The following is a 14793-nucleotide window of genomic DNA, read 5'->3' on the forward strand; positions in this document are numbered from 1 at the left end:
CGTTTGTTGATGTCAGTTTGCTAATCAGCGCCTACGGGCGCTGATTGATTATTACGCTGGGATTTAAGCGCGCTTTATTCTTGCTCGGTCGGCAGCACTTGGTGTTGCTGAATAAAGGTCGCCATCGCGCTGCGATAATTCATCTCCAGCGTCTCACGGCTGGTTGCGCTGACTTTCAGATCGCGCAGCAGACCGTCTTGCATCCCGTAAACCCAGCCATGCAGCATCACGTTCTGATCGCGCTTCCACGCCGATTGGATGATGGTGGAGTTACCGAGGTTATACACCTGCTCAATCACGTTCAGTTCACTTAACATATCACCGCGCTGATCATGCGGGATCTTGCCCAGCAGGTGGCTATGCTTGTACCAAATATCGCGGATATGCAGCAGCCAGTTGTTGATAAGGCCCAGTTCAGGGTTATCGATCGCCGCTTGTACCCCACCACAGCTGTAGTGACCGCAGATAATGATGTGTTCCACTTGCAGCACGTCTACGGCATATTGCACGACCGACAGGCAGTTAAGATCGGTATGGATCACCAGATTGGCCACGTTACGGTGCACAAACAGTTCACCCGGTGCCATTCCGGTTAGGCGTTCGGCCGGCACGCGGCTATCGGAGCAACCAATCCACAAATAACGCGGCTTTTGGGTCTGGGCCAACCGTTCAAAGTAGGACGGGTCTTCGTTGCTGATATTTTCGGACCAGATCCGGTTATTGTGCATCAGGCGTTCGATGTTGTGCATTGGTGGCGTCCCTGTTAAGTCAGCGTGTCTTGCGTATAATAAAGCTTTGCCAATATAAGGTAACTGACGGGAAAAACAAACGTTAACTGTTACCAAATACCGCACGGTGAATCAGGAGCACAGAGCATATGTATGCGCTGGAAATAAAAGGCTTAACCAAAACCTACAGCAACGGGGTGCAGGCACTGCGTGGCATTGATTTACAAGTGCAAGCTGGGGATTTTTATGCCTTACTCGGCCCTAATGGCGCGGGTAAATCGACCACCATCGGCATCATCAGTTCGCTGGTGAACAAAACGGCCGGTAAGGTGAGTGTGTTTGGTCATGATATCGATACCGATCTGGTTAATGCCAAACGTCAACAAGGTTTGGTGCCGCAGGAATTTAATTTCAACCCGTTTGAAACGGTGTTGCAGATAGTGGTGAATCAGGCCGGTTATTACGGCATCACGCGCCAAGAGGCATTGGTACGCGCCGAAAAATACCTGACCCAACTGGATTTATGGGAAAAGCGCGATAGCCGCGCACGGATGCTCTCTGGCGGGATGAAACGCCGCTTGATGATTGCGCGCGCTTTGATGCATGAGCCGAAACTGTTGATTCTGGATGAACCTACAGCAGGGGTGGACATCGAGTTGCGTCGTTCGATGTGGAGTTTTCTGCAAGAGCTTAATGCGCTGGGCACCACCATCATTTTGACGACCCACTATCTGGAAGAAGCCGAGATGCTGTGCCGTAATATCGGCATTATTCAAGGTGGCGAGCTGATTGAAAACACTTCGATGAAATCGCTGCTGGCGAAGCTGGAGAACGAGACCTTTATCTTGGATCTGGCGCCGCACAGCCCACTCCCTAATCTGACCGGTTATCAGGCAACGCTCTTGGATACCAATACATTGGAAGTGGTGGTCGCGCGCGAGCAAGGGCTAAACGGCATTTTCTCTCAGCTAAGTCAGCAAGGTATCCGTGTGCTGAGTATGCGTAATAAAGCCAACCGCTTGGAAGAGCTGTTTGTCACGTTGGTTCGCGGTGAGCAAGAGGAAGAGGAAGAGCAGGCATGATGCGTTTATATTGGGTTGCGCTGCAAAGTATCTGGATTAAAGAGATCACCCGCTTTATGCGGATTTGGGTGCAGACGCTGGTGCCGCCAGTGATCACCATGTCGCTCTATTTTGTGATTTTCGGCAACTTGATTGGCTCGCGCATTGGCGACATGCATGGGTTTACCTACATGCAGTTTATCGTGCCGGGGCTGATCATGATGTCGGTGATCACCAACTCGTATTCCAACGTAGCCTCGTCGTTTTTTAGCTCCAAGTTTCAGCGTAACGTGGAAGAGCTGCTGGTGGCACCGGTGCCGACTCATGTGATTATCTGGGGTTATGTCGGTGGTGGTGTGGCGCGCGGTTTGTGTGTCGGTGCCATGGTGACCGCGGTGTCACTGTTCTTCATTCCGTTGGAAGTGCAGCATTGGTGGGTGGTGGTAACCACGTTACTGCTGACGTCTATCGTATTTGCGCTCGGTGGCCTGATTAACGCGGTGTATGCCCGTACCTTTGATGACATCAGCATCATTCCAACCTTTGTACTGACCCCATTGACCTATCTGGGCGGCGTCTTTTACTCCCTGACCTTGCTGCCACCGTTCTGGCAAGGGGTATCGCGCTTAAACCCGATTGTGTACATGATCAGTGGTTTTCGTGAGGGCTTTCTCGGCATTTCCGACGTCGGTTTACCGATGACCTTCGGCGTGCTGCTGATGTTCGTGCTGGGGCTGTATGCCTTTGCGTGGCATCTGATTTCCCGTGGCGTGGGTTTGCGCAGCTAATGTCGCTAATGTAACTCATTTAGTGCAATGCATGGCGAGCTTTAAGCTGTATGCGGTTAGCTTGCCAAGATGGGGATATTTCCTTTTCAATCCCGCCCGACAGGCATGCCTGCGGCGGGATTTTTTGTGCTCAGCGATGGTGTATCTGATGCTGCGTTAAGCCAGCATCGGACAACTGACGACCTGATTGCGTCCTTGCTGTTTGGCGCGATACATCGCCTGATCGGCGCGATTCAATGCTGACGACAGGCTCTCTTGCGCGTGATTAGCCGCAATCCCAATACTCACCGTTACCTGCTCACCGTGAGCAAACGAATGGCGAGCAATCTGCTGGCACAGTGCTGAGGCGTGGCGTTCGACTTGTGACAACGGATAATCGTGTAGCGCGATAATAAACTCCTCACCGCCCCAGCGGGCAATCATCCCAATTCCCGGTGTGTGTTCGCGCAGCAATCGTGCAATGCCGGTCAGTACTTGATCGCCACTGTGGTGGCCAAAGCGGTCGTTAATTTTTTTGAAATGATCGATATCGATAAACAGCAAGCATAACTTTCCAGCTGTCGCGTGATATTGCGGCCAGAGCGTTTCGAGGTGTTTTTGTGCCCAGCCTCGGTTATAGAGTTGGGTGAGCGGATCTTCACTGGCCAGCTTGGCGGTGCGGCGCAGTGCATGTTTAAGCGCTTGGGTTTTATGGTTAATACGCCATTGCATCAAGGTACGGTTTGCCAAGTTCTCTTCTTGCATCTGGCCGAGCATCAGCAAAGGCAAACCAATCGAAATAATCAAAATCGCCCAGTAGGCTAAGCGGTGATTATCACATGATAGCGCATGAAACAGCAGATTGTGTGACGACAAGGTGAGCCCTTGCAAGCCGAGCAGAAAGACGCAGGCGGTAGCCCCCAGATAGCGAAACTGCAGCACCAGCCACACCGAGCAAATAAATATAAACACACTGAAAATAGGATGATAAATAGCCAGCAAGAGTGGTATTGGCAACATGAGCCAGCCGGCATAGTGTATCCATTTTACCTGCAGTCCGCGAAACTGCTGCAGCATCAGGGTGTACAGCAAAGGTACTAATAAAAACATGCCCAGCGTGTTATTCAGGCCTTGGGTGAGGATGTAACACAGCCAGTTGAGTTCGCTATCTGAAGTGATCAATTGTCGACGTTGAGCGATGAATACCACGCCTTGTAACGCGGCGCTGATAAAAGGCACGGTACAGCACATCCACGTAAAACGCAGCAACATCAGTTGGCTCCAACGCGCCCAGATTTTGCCTGGAATACGCCAGATCCGAAAGCCAAGCCACGCCTCAAAACAGTCAATCAGACTGGCCAGTATGCTGGATACGAGACTATTGCCAAGTTCGGTCAGCCCTTCACTCAATGAGCCAATATCTTGCACATTAAATTGCAGATACAGGATTTGTTGATCGGTGCTCAGCAGCGAGTAATACCCGTTGACGGCAAAGGAGGCGCAAAAAATCCAAGGTAAGGCTCGCTTGCCGTAGCGGCAATACATCAACAGACCGATACCGGCGGGTAACCACAACAGTGCCAAGCTTTTGGGTGCTAGCTCCGTTAACTGTATGCTCAAGTAGCCAAAGCCAATATAACTGATCGCCCAGGCAAGCAGAGCCAGACATGAAGAACGTGCTAGACGGTGCATAAATAATAAAGGTGATAACCCAAAAGTGGTATCTTACATTACAGAGCGTCTGTTTCAGAGTTTTCCTTTAATTTATATCACTTATTTATAGTTTCATTGTGTTAATTGATTATATTCTGGCTATTAACGCTTTATGGTGGTGATTTTACGGGGTTTTATTTTGTGATTTTTGTTGGTGATGATCACGGGCGGTAATAAAATGGTTGTGAATAGTTAACCAATAATTAAGCAATTACATGCGGTGCCATAATAAGGGAAGATGGTACGGTATCAAGATTGATGACGCGCATCCGGAATACCGGATACGCGTAGGAGATCGGGCTTAGTGCGGCACTTAGGCTACCTGAACGGGGATAGCGCGGGCTTGGCGTTTCAGATTATTGTGCTCATCGAAGTAGGCGACCATCGGCTTATGCCGACGTGCTTCTTCATCGCTGACTTGCACATAAGCGCAGATGATCAGCAAATCACCGACACTGGCTTTATGCGCCGCGGCACCGTTGACCGAGATGATTTTCGAGCCGCGTTCGGCGGCAATCGCGTACGTTGAGAAACGCTCACCATTGGTCACGTTGTACAGATCAATGGCTTCATATTCTAAAATTCCGGCCGCCTCCAGAAAATCCACATCGATGGCGCAGGAGCCTTCATAATGCAGATCGGCTTGGGTTACGGTGACCCGGTGCAGTTTGCCGCGCAGCATGGTTCGTTGCATAACTTTCAATCCTTTGTACGACTGACTCGCTGTACTGAATTTGTTGAAGTACAGGCGATGGCAGCACTTGCCAGCCCCTGTACCGCACTGTACGAGACGGCAAAGGGCGCGTTATCGTACAGCTTTTAACCAGCACACTATTCCCTAATCAGGGGTGAATGTCTACTACCATATTGTCGATCAGGCGCGCTTTGCCCAGCCATGCCGCCATCAGTAATACGGCCTGTTGGCTAGTCGTATCCAGCGGTTGCAAGCTGTGTGCATCGCGGATAAAGAGCTCATCGGCGCGTAATCCGGCTGCGGCCAGCGCTTCTTTGCCGTCCGCAATGATTTGCTCACTGGCCATCGGCTGCTGTTGCAGTGCGCTGGCCATCTGTTGCATCACGCGATACAAGGCGGGTGCTTGTGCTCGCTCTTCAGCGCTCAGGTAGCCATTGCGTGAGCTTAAAGCCAAGCCATCGGCCGCACGCACAGTCGGCACACCGACAATCTCAATATCAAAGGCCAGATCAGCCACCATTTGCCGGATCAGCGCCAGCTGTTGGTAATCTTTTTGCCCGAAGCAGGCCACATCCGGTTGCACTAAGTGGAACAGGGTGCTGACGACGGTTGCGACACCACGAAAGTGTCCCGGACGGCAAGCGCCTTCCAGAATGCTGGAAATGGCCGGGACATCGACAATCGCCTGATTGTGCATCCCACGTGGGTAAATGGCGTTGGCATCGGGGGTAAACACCGCGTGAACCCCAACCGCGCGCAGTTTGGCGCAGTCTTGCTCGAGGGTGCGCGGATAGTTGGCCAGATCGTTGGCATTATCAAATTGCAGTGGATTGACGAAGATGCTGGCAATCACCACATCGGCACGCGCTGCCGCTTCGCGCATCAAGGTCAGGTGACCGTCGTGCAAGTTGCCCATGGTCGGAACGAAGGCAATGCGCTGGCCGCTACTTTTTAGGCGGCGAATTTCACGACGTAAAATCAGGGGCGTTTCAATGATCAGCATGCTGTACTCCTTCACCTCGGGGAGCGGCGTGAAACCTGATGCTCCCCGAAGCCTATGCGTGTTAAGCCCGATGTGTCCGAACGGGGATATCTTAGTTGAAGGTGTGTTCGGCGGCGGGGAATAAACTTTGCTCGACTTCACTGACGTACTGGCGGATCGCTTGGCGGATATCACCGGTTTCAGCCAGATAGTTTTTGGAGAATTTCGGCATGTAGTTGGCGGAAATCCCCAGCGCATCGTGCATCACCAGAATTTGGCCATCGGTGCTGACACCGGCGCCGATCCCAATCACCGGAATCAGCAAACGGCGGGTGATCTCTTCGGCCAAGGCGGCCGGAACGCATTCCAGTACCAGCATTTGGGCACCGGCTTGTTGCAAGGTTAATGCATCGTGCAGGATTTGCTCGGCAGCTTCGGCATTGCGCCCTTGCACCTTGTAGCCACCAATCAGGTTGACCGATTGTGGGGTGAGGCCTAAATGGGCACAAACCGGTACGGCGCGCTCGGTCAACATCCGAATAGTGTCACTTAACCAGCTACCACCTTCCAGTTTGACCATGTTAGCACCAGCTTGCATCAGGCGAGCGGCATTGTGACAGGCTTGTTCGGGGGTGGCGTAACTCATGAACGGCATGTCGGCCAGCAGCAGACACTCTGGCGCGCCGCGCCGTACGCAGCGGGTATGGTAGGCAATCTCATCAACGGTGACCGGCAGGGTGTCGTCCTGTCCTTGCAGCACCATACCGAGTGAATCGCCGACCAGCATCACGGGGACGCCTTGCTCGGTGAACAGTTTGGCAAAGCTGGCATCATAAGCGGTAATGGAAGCGAACTTGCGCCCTTCCTGCTTCCACTGACGCAGGTGGGTGAGTGTGATCTTACTCATGCAGACCCTTCTTCTGTTGTGTGAACATCATTGTTCAAGTTTCTCATGCGCATGTGTATGGGCATGGGGTTGACGCTGGCGGCGTCAAATTAGGCGTCCTGCCAGCGCTCCAGATTATTCCTTGCCACCTGACTGACCCAGTGTTGCAGCGTGCTGCCATCTGGCAACACCAACGCGGGGGCGATTTCCGCCAACGGATAGAGCACAAACTCACGCGTGCGCATGCCGTAATGGGGAATGATCAAGTTGGGGTGATCTATCTGCTGATCACCGTACAGTAAAATATCCAGATCCAAAGTACGTGGGCCCCAACGTTCGGCTTTGCGTACCCGGCCTTGTTGTAACTCAATTTGCTGCGTGGCGTCCAGCAGTGCTAGTGGCGTCAGCGTGGTATCCAGCGCCGCCACGGCATTGATGTAATCCGGCTGATCTTGCGGCCCCATCGGTTTGCTGCGATACAGCCCAGAGACCGCTACCAGACGACTGTCTGGTAGCGCAGCTAACGCGCGGATCGCCGCGCGCGCTTGTTGCACCGGCTCGACTAAATTACTGCCGATCGCGATGTAGGTACGGATCATTCGGCGGCCTTTTTCGCGGCCGGACGACGGCGACGGAAATGCGGACGACGTGGACGACGCGGTTTATCGCTGCTGTTACCGCCTTCACGGCCCAGATCGCGCATCAGATCATTGCGCTGATCGCCGTTGCTGGCTTGGAAATCGGCCCACCACTGCACCAGGGTTTGCAATTCGCGACCTTCTAGGCCGGCGCGCAGCTCCAGCAAATCAAAACCGGCGCGGAATTTCGGATGCTCCAGCAAGCGCAGCGCTTTTTTACCCTGACGGCGTGGCAGACGCAGTTGCAGCATCCAGATATCACGGATCAAGGTGGTCAACCGGCGCGGAATGGCCAGTGTTTTGCACTGCTCATCCAAAATGTCATTCATGGCCAGCATGAAAGCATCGTAGTAAGTCAGGCCGCTTTCGTGCGCAATTTCGTGCGCGCGCTCAGCCAGTGGGTACCACAGCATGGTCGCGAATAAGAAGGCTGGGTTAACACGCTTACCTTCTTGAATGCGCACATCGGTATTGTGCAGCACGCGCTCCAGCATTCGCTCTAGCTGGCTGTCTTCATGCTGGGTGAAACCGGCGGCGATGGTCGGGAACAGTTGCTGGAACAGGTTGTATTGGCGCAGCAATTTGTAGGTTTGCAGACCATAACCGGCTTGCAGCAGCTTGAGGGATTCTTCAAACAGGCGTGCCGGCGGAATGCTGTGCAGCAGGTAGGCCAGTTCTGGAATCGGATCGGCCGTTTCTGGGGTCAGCGTCATCTCGAGTTTGACCGCAAAGCGGATCGCGCGCAGCATCCGCACCGGATCTTCGCGATAGCGAGTTTGCGGATCGCCAATCAAGCGCAGGACGCGATTGTGCAAGTCTTCCACGCCGTTGGCGTAGTCACGAATACTGAAATCGGCGATGTTGTAGTACAGGCCGTTGACGGTAAAGTCGCGGCGCTGCGCATCTTCATCAATGTTGCCGTACACGTTGTCGCGCAGCAGCATACCGCCATCGGATTGGGTGGATTGCTGCGGTTGCAGATCGTCTTCCGCTTCTTCGTGGCTATGATGGCCGCGGAAGGTCGCCACTTCGATCACCTCTTCGCCAAACAGCACGTGAGCCAGCCGGAAACGGCGGCCAACCAGTCGGCAGTTTCGGAACAGGCGACGGACTTGTTCAGGGGTGGCATTGGTGGAAACGTCAAAATCTTTTGGATGTTTGCCGAGCAGCAGATCGCGCACTCCGCCGCCAACCAGATAGGCTTCGTAACCGGCTTTATGCAGGCGATACAATACCTTCAGCGCGTTTTCACTGATGTCTTTGCGGGAGATTCCGTGGTGCTCGCGCGGAATAATGATAGGACCTGTCTGGGTGGCTGGGGTCTCAGCCGTCGGAGTGTCTGACTGTCCGAGCACTTTACGACAGAAATTGGCTACGCGTGTAAAAATGGTACACCTCACAAGGGTTATACCGCGCACCGGATCGGCTCCACGCTCTGGTGGGAGCAACTGATCTCTCCGTGCTGCGGCAACGCAAAAAACCGTACAGGCCGCGATCATGGCGGCTACGGTCAGTAATTGTGGCTAATAATAACGCAGCCCCCGCCAATTGAGAATGGCGGAGAGCGCGGCTTTTACCGCACCAGTCTGGATGACGAGGCGAAATGGCCACGATTTAGGTCTTATCTGGCGCTCTTTTCAGGGGTGCAGTGGCGGGATCTCGCTATGGCGACGCGGGATGCGCTGCAAATCCCAATGCGTGATAGCCCATTGCAGCAGCTCATCGATGCTGCCTTGCTGCCAATCCGTCGGCAATACTTGACCTAAAAATTGCAGCGCCCGTGCCAGATGTGGCAAAGGATTCGCTGGGTCGATAGCGGTCGCGTGGTTTTGCTTGGACAGCTTGCTGCCATCAGCATTGACCACTAATGGCAAATGCAGAAAATCTGGCACCGGCGCGTTTAAACGCTGATACAGGGCGATTTGGCGCACCGTTGGCTCCAGTAAATCAGCGCCGCGCACAATTTCGGTCATTCCTTGGTGAATATCATCAATTACCACTGCCAGATTATAGGCGAACAGCCCATCGCGGCGGCGGATAATAAAGTCCTCTTCGGCCAGTGCGGTGGGCACGCTAACTTCACCAAAGAGCTGGTCGGTAAACCGGTACACCGGTTGGTGCTGGTAGAGGCGTAGCGCCGCATCCTTGGCATCATAACCTAAATGACGGCAATGGCCGTTGTAGCCGTCGCCCATCGCTTGGCGTTGCTGGCGTGAGCAGCGACAGTAATAGGCATCCCCTTGCTGCAGTAGGGTGTCGATCACCGCTTGATAGGCGGCATGGCGCTGCGATTGGTAGACAATCGGACCATCCCAATACAGGTGATAGGCTTCGAGGGTGCGGATAATGCGCTCACTGGCGCCAGCGACTTCGCGCGGCGGATCGATATCTTCGATACGCAGTTGCCACACCCCTTGGCGGTGGCGGGCCTGTAAGAAGCTGCCGAGGGCGGCGACTAAAGAGCCGAAATGCAGATCACCGGACGGCGACGGAGCAAAGCGGCCGACATAACGCAGTTCATTCATGGTGGTCGTGATGACAGATAAGGCAGTCGGTATGCGCATTATCCTAATACAATTCTGCGCGGCTGAGTATGGCGGATGGCCGCCGGCATGGCGCTAAAACGGCACCGATCGCAATAAAGGCTACGCGCAATAAAGACTGCGCAATAAAGACAGCGCAATAAAAGACAAAAGGGAGCCTTGGCTCCCTTCTGGTTTGGCGTATTGACGGTAATTAACCGGCCATCTGCTTTTCGCGGATCTCGGCCAGTGTCTTACAGTCGATGCACAGATCAGCGGTCGGACGAGCTTCAAGGCGGCGGATCCCGATTTCAACGCCGCAGGACTCGCAGAAACCGAAATCATCTTCTTCGATCTTCAGCAGAGTCTTCTCGATCTTCTTGATCAGCTTACGCTCACGATCACGGTTACGCAGTTCCAGGCTGAACTCTTCTTCCTGTGCCGCCCGGTCAACCGGGTCTGGGAAGTTAGCTGCTTCATCCTGCATATGGGTAACTGTGCGATCGACCTCAACCCTGAGCTGATTACGCCATGCCTCAAGAATCTTTCTGAAATGCGCAAGCTGAGCGTCATTCATGTACTCTTCGCCCGGTTTTTCCTGGTAAGGATCAACACCGGCGATGGCAAGAATGCCCAGAGACGATTTCCTGATTTGGCCTTCTGGCATGCTGCTTCTCCTAAATTCGCGCTACCCACCCCCTGTGGGGGGTAAAAATTAGGCCGCTATAAATAGCAGAAGGATACCGGTATGGCAATTCTTCGCATCCATGCTGTGAAGATAAGCGCAATTTACCGGCTCATTCCGCCCACGATAGCGGCGTATTAAGCACCATGCCTTGCGCCGAGAGGGTTGCTTGATAGCAAATCACCTCGACGCCCTGCTGTACTGCCGCGGTCAACATCCGAGCATAATCCGGGTCAATATGCCGGGCAGCACGTACCTGTGTGATCCCGCTGTGCAAGACGGCGAAGAACAGCACAGCCCGTTTTCCCTGTTGAGCCATTTGCGTCAGTTCGCGAAGGTGCTTTTGTCCGCGAACCGTAACGGCATCGGGAAAGTATCCACACTGTTGTTGCAGTAAGGTGACAGACTTCACTTCAATATAGCAGTCAGCGCGTTTTGGATCGCTTAGCAGCAGATCTATTCTGCTGTTTTCCTCACCGTAACGCACTTCCCGTGCAATTTGTGTATAGCCCACCAGCTCCGAAATACGATTGGCGCGCAAGGCTTCTTCCACCAAGGCGTTGGCGCGTAGTGTATTTACGCAGATCCAGTCACCCGCGGCGGTTTCGGTAAGCTCCCAGCTATGCCGGTATTTACGCTTCGGATTTTCGGAGGCGGAGTACCATACCCGATCTCCGGGCGTTGCGCACCCTGTCATTGCACCGGTATTGGCGCAATGCAACGTCATTGTGTTTCCGTCCGGCATTTCAATGTCAGCCAGAAAGCGTTTGTAACGGCGAATTAAGCGGCCGCATTCCAAAGGGGGATCAAACTGCATGGGGGGCTCCCAATGACCAACGTTGTAGCTCCGTATAACGGCTACCGCGCGGTGTAAGTTCTGAACAGTACAGAGAAAAATGGCTAAAGCTGACTGACCACCCCGGCGTTTGTGACGGCAGGATCAGCGGATGATGGGCGCGTCGAAACAAGGTGATATGTGGGCTAAACGGGGTCGCCGGTTGCGGCAAACCACAGCGCACCGCGGCGGCGCGCAGTGCCGAGGCCAGCGCCAATAGCGGCCGTGGGCTATACCGAGGGCCGAGCCAGATAATGCCGGCTTTCGGCCAGTGACCGAGGTTATCCAGCGTCAGACTAAAGGGCTGGTTTTGCAGCCGCTCGGCAATGCGGCACACACTATCGCGCTGCACCGGTCGGGTCTCGCCGAGAAAGGCCAGTGTCAGATGCAGCTGGGTGGCCGGCGTTGGGCGCGCCGGACGCTGAACATCAAAGGTCTGGTTGCGCCAATGCACAATATTGCGCGCCAACGTCGGCTGTAGGGTCAACGTAAAGAAAAGGCGCTGGGTGCAGCTCACGGGCATCTCTTTATATAACAAAATAGTCTCGGTTGACGGTCATTTCAGGTTATTTACGCGCAGGTCTACCTGTCTCGCATTTTGCGCATCAGAGTACAGGTTGCAAGGGGTTTGCTACAATGCGCCGGCCTGATTTTTACGACGACAGCTTGGCTTTGTGTGTTGAGCTGGTTTGCCTGGTGTATGAGTTATGACCATGACTGCTCCTGATTTACCGATCTGCGCTGTGATCCCTGACGTACTGGCTGCATTGCAGCAGCATCCGGCGGTATTGCTTAGCGCGCCGCCTGGCGCGGGCAAGTCGACCTATTTGCCGCTGACGCTGCTGGAGCAGCCGTGGCTGAGCGGAACGATTTTACTGCTGGAGCCGCGCCGCTTAGCTGCGCGCAGTATCGCCGAGCGTTTGAGCAGTCAGCTCGGTGAGCGCTGCGGGCAAACCGTGGGCTACCGGATGCGTGCCGAAGCCAAGGTCAGCGCCGCGACGCGCTTGGAAGTGGTGACAGAAGGCGTATTAACCCGCCGCTTGCAGCAAGACCCCGAGTTGAACGGGGTGAGCCTGATTATTTTTGATGAATTTCATGAGCGCAGCGTGCAAGCCGAGCTGGCGTTGGCCTTGGCGCTGGATGTGCAAGAAGGGCTGCGTGATGACCTACGCCTGCTGGTGATGTCGGCCACCTTAGATGATCAGGGGCTGCGTAATTTGTTGCCTGATGCGCCGTTGGTCAGCTCAGCGGGGCGAGCCCATCCGGTCACGGTGTTGCATCAACCTTATCCGCCGCATCAAGCGCTGGAAGAGGCGGTTAGTCAGGCGGTGTGTCAGCTGCTAGTGCAGGAATCGGGCTCTGCGTTGGTGTTTTTACCCGGCATGGGCGAGATAGAGCGCGTCAGTCGCCGTCTCGAGGGGCGCTTGCCGCCGGATACGCAGGTGTGTCCGCTGTATGGCGCGCTCACCTTGGCCGAGCAGCAACGGGCAATTGCGCCCGCACCCAGTGGGCAGCGCAAAGTGGTGCTGGCGACCAATTTGGCGGAAACCAGTTTGACTATCGAAGGTGTGCGCTTGGTGATCGATAGCGGCACCGAGCGACTGGCCAGTTTTGACCCGCGTAGCGGTCTGACCCGTTTGCAAACCACGCGAATCGCCAAGGCATCGATGACCCAGCGCGCAGGGCGTGCGGGTCGTACCGAGCCGGGCGTGTGTCTGCGCCTGTACAGCAGCGAACAAGCAGAACGCGCCGCCGAGTTTACGCCGCCGGAGCTGTGCCGCAGCGATTTAAGCGCCATTTGGCTGGAATTGCTGCAGTGGGGCTGCAGCTCATGGCAGTCGCTGCGCTTTATTGATTACCCTCCGGTGGCCCATCAGGCCGCCGCAGAAACCTTGCTGCGCCGTTTACAGGCCACCGATGAGTCAGGGCGACTCACCGCCCGTGGCCGCGAGCTGGCGGCGTTAGGCTGCGATCCCCGCCACGGGGTACTGCTGCTCAGCGGTCGGGAGCGCGGCGAAGCGGCATTAGCGGCGCGTTTGGTGGCGCTATTGGAAGAGCCGCCGCGCACTCAAGTGACGCCGGATCCGGATCGCCTCACCGCGCGTCAGCGCCAGCGCGCCGACACGTTGTTGGGGCGCTTAACGCCGAACGCGACGCGCGCTACCGAAAACAACACGTACAGCGCACCGGATTTGATTGCCGAGCTGTTGGCCAGCGCGTATCCGGATCGCATTGGCGTGGCACGCAGTCATGATGGCCGTTTTCAGTTATCTGGCGGTAACGGCGCTTTTATTGAGGCCGACAGTCCACTGGCCGCTCAGCGGGCGCTGGTCGTCCCGAGTCTGATTTTGGGCGCGTCGAGCCGTGAGGCGCGGATCTTGCTCGCTTGGCCGGTTAGCTCATTGGAGGTACTGGCGGCACAATTGCCTCAGTTGGTCAGTGAGCAGATGGCGCTGGAGTGGGATGAGGCGCGCGGTACATTGCGCGCTTTGCGCCGTCGCCGTTTAGGGGCGCTGACCTTGAGCGAACAGCCGATGAGCGCGCCTGAGCCGGCGCAAATGCGCCAAGCACTGCTGGATTGGGTCGCCGAGCAAGGCTTAGCGGTGCTGAATTGGGATGAATCCGCGGTGCAGTTACGTGCGCGCTTACAGTGTGCGGCACGCTGGTTACCGGAGCTGCCGTGGCCGTCAGTGGAGGATGAGGCGCTGCTCGCGTCCCTGGATAGCTGGTTAGGACCACAGCTTGAGGGCGTGCGTGATGTGCGCGGTTTACGCCAGTTGGATCTGAGCGCGGCGCTGAATAATCTGCTCGATTGGCAGCAGCGCCAGCGTTTAGAGCAACTGCTGCCGGTGTGTTATACCGTGCCGACCGGCTCGCGCATCGCGATCCGCTATGCGCCGGATGCCGATCCGGTGCTGGCGGTGCGTCTGCAAGAGGTGTTTGGCGAGTCGGCATCCCCGCGTATTGCCGATGGCCGTGTGGCGTTAGTGTTGGAGTTATTGTCACCGGCACGTCGCCCACTGCAGATCACTCGCGATCTGCAGGCTTTCTGGCAAGGGGCGTATAAAGAAGTACAAAAAGAGATGAAGGGGCGTTATCCCAAGCATGTGTGGCCGGACGATCCAGCCAATACCCAAGCTACTCGTGCCACGAAACGGCACTGGCAGGGCTAATAAGGGCGCGGCTGGGGAAGGTGAGCGTGTGCAAGCAAGGAAGGCGACCTTCACGCTTTCAGTACGCCGCCTTAGCAAGGGCGCATGTATGCTGTGACCTCGTCCTCTG

At 55.3% G+C, this 14793-nt stretch carries 14 protein-coding genes; 3 read left to right on the plus strand and 11 right to left on the minus strand.

Annotated elements, in window-relative coordinates:
- Positions 1 to 74: 74 nt before the first annotated feature.
- Positions 75 to 749, minus strand: a complete 675-nt coding sequence (gene can / locus NCTC9997_RS02120) for a carbonate dehydratase (protein WP_010862576.1) — start codon at positions 747 to 749, stop codon at positions 75 to 77.
- 128 nt (positions 750 to 877) lie between these two features.
- Between can and NCTC9997_RS02125 the strand changes: the two genes are divergently transcribed.
- Together NCTC9997_RS02125 and NCTC9997_RS02130 are read left to right on the plus strand one after the other, a co-directional pair.
- Positions 878 to 1810 carry an ABC transporter ATP-binding protein gene (locus tag NCTC9997_RS02125; protein WP_064977181.1) on the plus strand — a complete coding sequence of 311 codons (933 nt, stop codon included), beginning with the start codon at positions 878 to 880 and terminating at the stop codon, positions 1808 to 1810.
- Positions 1807 to 2577: an ABC transporter permease gene (locus tag NCTC9997_RS02130; RefSeq protein WP_039045939.1), complete on the plus strand. Its 771-nt coding sequence runs from the start codon at positions 1807 to 1809 to the stop codon at positions 2575 to 2577. The genes NCTC9997_RS02125 and NCTC9997_RS02130 overlap by 4 nt, the downstream gene beginning before the upstream one ends.
- 156 nt (positions 2578 to 2733) lie before the next feature.
- Here NCTC9997_RS02130 and NCTC9997_RS02135 read toward each other — a convergent pair whose 3' ends face one another.
- From NCTC9997_RS02135 to thpR, 10 genes are all read right to left on the minus strand, one after another.
- Positions 2734 to 4140 carry a GGDEF domain-containing protein gene (locus tag NCTC9997_RS02135; RefSeq protein ID WP_167550113.1) on the minus strand — a complete coding sequence of 469 codons (1407 nt, stop codon included), beginning with the start codon at positions 4138 to 4140 and terminating at the stop codon, positions 2734 to 2736.
- A 442-nt stretch (positions 4141 to 4582) separates the two neighbouring features.
- Positions 4583 to 4963, minus strand: a complete 381-nt coding sequence (gene panD / locus NCTC9997_RS02140) for an aspartate 1-decarboxylase (RefSeq protein WP_010862571.1) — start codon at positions 4961 to 4963, stop codon at positions 4583 to 4585.
- A 148-nt stretch (positions 4964 to 5111) separates the two neighbouring features.
- Positions 5112 to 5966, minus strand: a complete 855-nt coding sequence (panC, locus tag NCTC9997_RS02145; RefSeq protein ID WP_064977183.1) for a pantoate--beta-alanine ligase — start codon at positions 5964 to 5966, stop codon at positions 5112 to 5114.
- A gap of 91 nt (positions 5967 to 6057) precedes the next feature.
- On the minus strand, positions 6058 to 6852 hold the full coding sequence (gene panB / locus NCTC9997_RS02150) for a 3-methyl-2-oxobutanoate hydroxymethyltransferase (protein WP_010862569.1): 795 nt from the start codon (positions 6850 to 6852) through the stop codon (positions 6058 to 6060).
- 89 nt (positions 6853 to 6941) lie between these two features.
- Positions 6942 to 7430, minus strand: a complete 489-nt coding sequence (gene folK, locus NCTC9997_RS02155; RefSeq protein ID WP_010862568.1) for a 2-amino-4-hydroxy-6-hydroxymethyldihydropteridine diphosphokinase — start codon at positions 7428 to 7430, stop codon at positions 6942 to 6944.
- The gene (gene pcnB, locus NCTC9997_RS02160) at positions 7427 to 8857 is read right to left on the minus strand and encodes a polynucleotide adenylyltransferase PcnB (protein WP_218185595.1); all 1431 of its coding nucleotides are present in this window, start codon (positions 8855 to 8857) and stop codon (positions 7427 to 7429) included. Before pcnB ends, folK begins: the two co-directional genes overlap by 4 nt.
- A gap of 249 nt (positions 8858 to 9106) precedes the next feature.
- Positions 9107 to 9994 (minus strand): tRNA glutamyl-Q(34) synthetase GluQRS, encoded by an 888-nt coding sequence (gene gluQRS, locus NCTC9997_RS02165; protein WP_064978411.1) that lies wholly within the window; start codon positions 9992 to 9994, stop codon positions 9107 to 9109.
- A gap of 211 nt (positions 9995 to 10205) precedes the next feature.
- Positions 10206 to 10658, minus strand: a complete 453-nt coding sequence (gene dksA, locus NCTC9997_RS02170) for an RNA polymerase-binding protein DksA (RefSeq protein WP_010862565.1) — start codon at positions 10656 to 10658, stop codon at positions 10206 to 10208.
- 130 nt (positions 10659 to 10788) lie between these two features.
- On the minus strand, positions 10789 to 11493 hold the full coding sequence (sfsA, locus tag NCTC9997_RS02175; RefSeq protein ID WP_064977184.1) for a DNA/RNA nuclease SfsA: 705 nt from the start codon (positions 11491 to 11493) through the stop codon (positions 10789 to 10791).
- Positions 11483 to 12028 (minus strand): RNA 2',3'-cyclic phosphodiesterase, encoded by a 546-nt coding sequence (gene thpR, locus NCTC9997_RS02180; protein ID WP_064977185.1) that lies wholly within the window; start codon positions 12026 to 12028, stop codon positions 11483 to 11485. Before thpR ends, sfsA begins: the two co-directional genes overlap by 11 nt.
- 190 nt (positions 12029 to 12218) lie before the next feature.
- Between thpR and hrpB the strand changes: the two genes are divergently transcribed.
- Positions 12219 to 14684 carry an ATP-dependent helicase HrpB gene (gene hrpB, locus NCTC9997_RS02185; RefSeq protein ID WP_230405847.1) on the plus strand — a complete coding sequence of 822 codons (2466 nt, stop codon included), beginning with the start codon at positions 12219 to 12221 and terminating at the stop codon, positions 14682 to 14684.
- The last annotated feature ends 109 nt before the right edge of the window (positions 14685 to 14793 follow it).

The sequence above is a fragment of the Plesiomonas shigelloides genome (assembly GCF_900087055.1).
GTDB classification, from domain to species: domain Bacteria; phylum Pseudomonadota; class Gammaproteobacteria; order Enterobacterales; family CAMTGL01; genus Plesiomonas; species Plesiomonas shigelloides.

What these genes read in the sequence shown, in the direction of transcription:
- NCTC9997_RS02125 (WP_064977181.1), top strand. Translation starts at nt 878, where the DNA reads ATGTATGCGCTGGAAATAAAAGGCTTAACCAAAACCTACAGCAACGGG.
- panD (WP_010862571.1), bottom strand. Translation starts at nt 4,963, where the DNA reads ATGCAACGAACCATGCTGCGCGGCAAACTGCACCGGGTCACCGTAACC.
- gluQRS (WP_064978411.1), bottom strand. Translation starts at nt 9,994, where the DNA reads ATGAATGAACTGCGTTATGTCGGCCGCTTTGCTCCGTCGCCGTCCGGT.
- panC (WP_064977183.1), bottom strand. Translation starts at nt 5,966, where the DNA reads ATGCTGATCATTGAAACGCCCCTGATTTTACGTCGTGAAATTCGCCGC.
- panB (WP_010862569.1), bottom strand. Translation starts at nt 6,852, where the DNA reads ATGAGTAAGATCACACTCACCCACCTGCGTCAGTGGAAGCAGGAAGGG.
- sfsA (WP_064977184.1), bottom strand. Translation starts at nt 11,493, where the DNA reads ATGCAGTTTGATCCCCCTTTGGAATGCGGCCGCTTAATTCGCCGTTAC.
- dksA (WP_010862565.1), bottom strand. Translation starts at nt 10,658, where the DNA reads ATGCCAGAAGGCCAAATCAGGAAATCGTCTCTGGGCATTCTTGCCATC.
- folK (WP_010862568.1), bottom strand. Translation starts at nt 7,430, where the DNA reads ATGATCCGTACCTACATCGCGATCGGCAGTAATTTAGTCGAGCCGGTG.
- can (WP_010862576.1), bottom strand. Translation starts at nt 749, where the DNA reads ATGCACAACATCGAACGCCTGATGCACAATAACCGGATCTGGTCCGAA.
- NCTC9997_RS02130 (WP_039045939.1), top strand. Translation starts at nt 1,807, where the DNA reads ATGATGCGTTTATATTGGGTTGCGCTGCAAAGTATCTGGATTAAAGAG.
- hrpB (WP_230405847.1), top strand. Translation starts at nt 12,219, where the DNA reads ATGACCATGACTGCTCCTGATTTACCGATCTGCGCTGTGATCCCTGAC.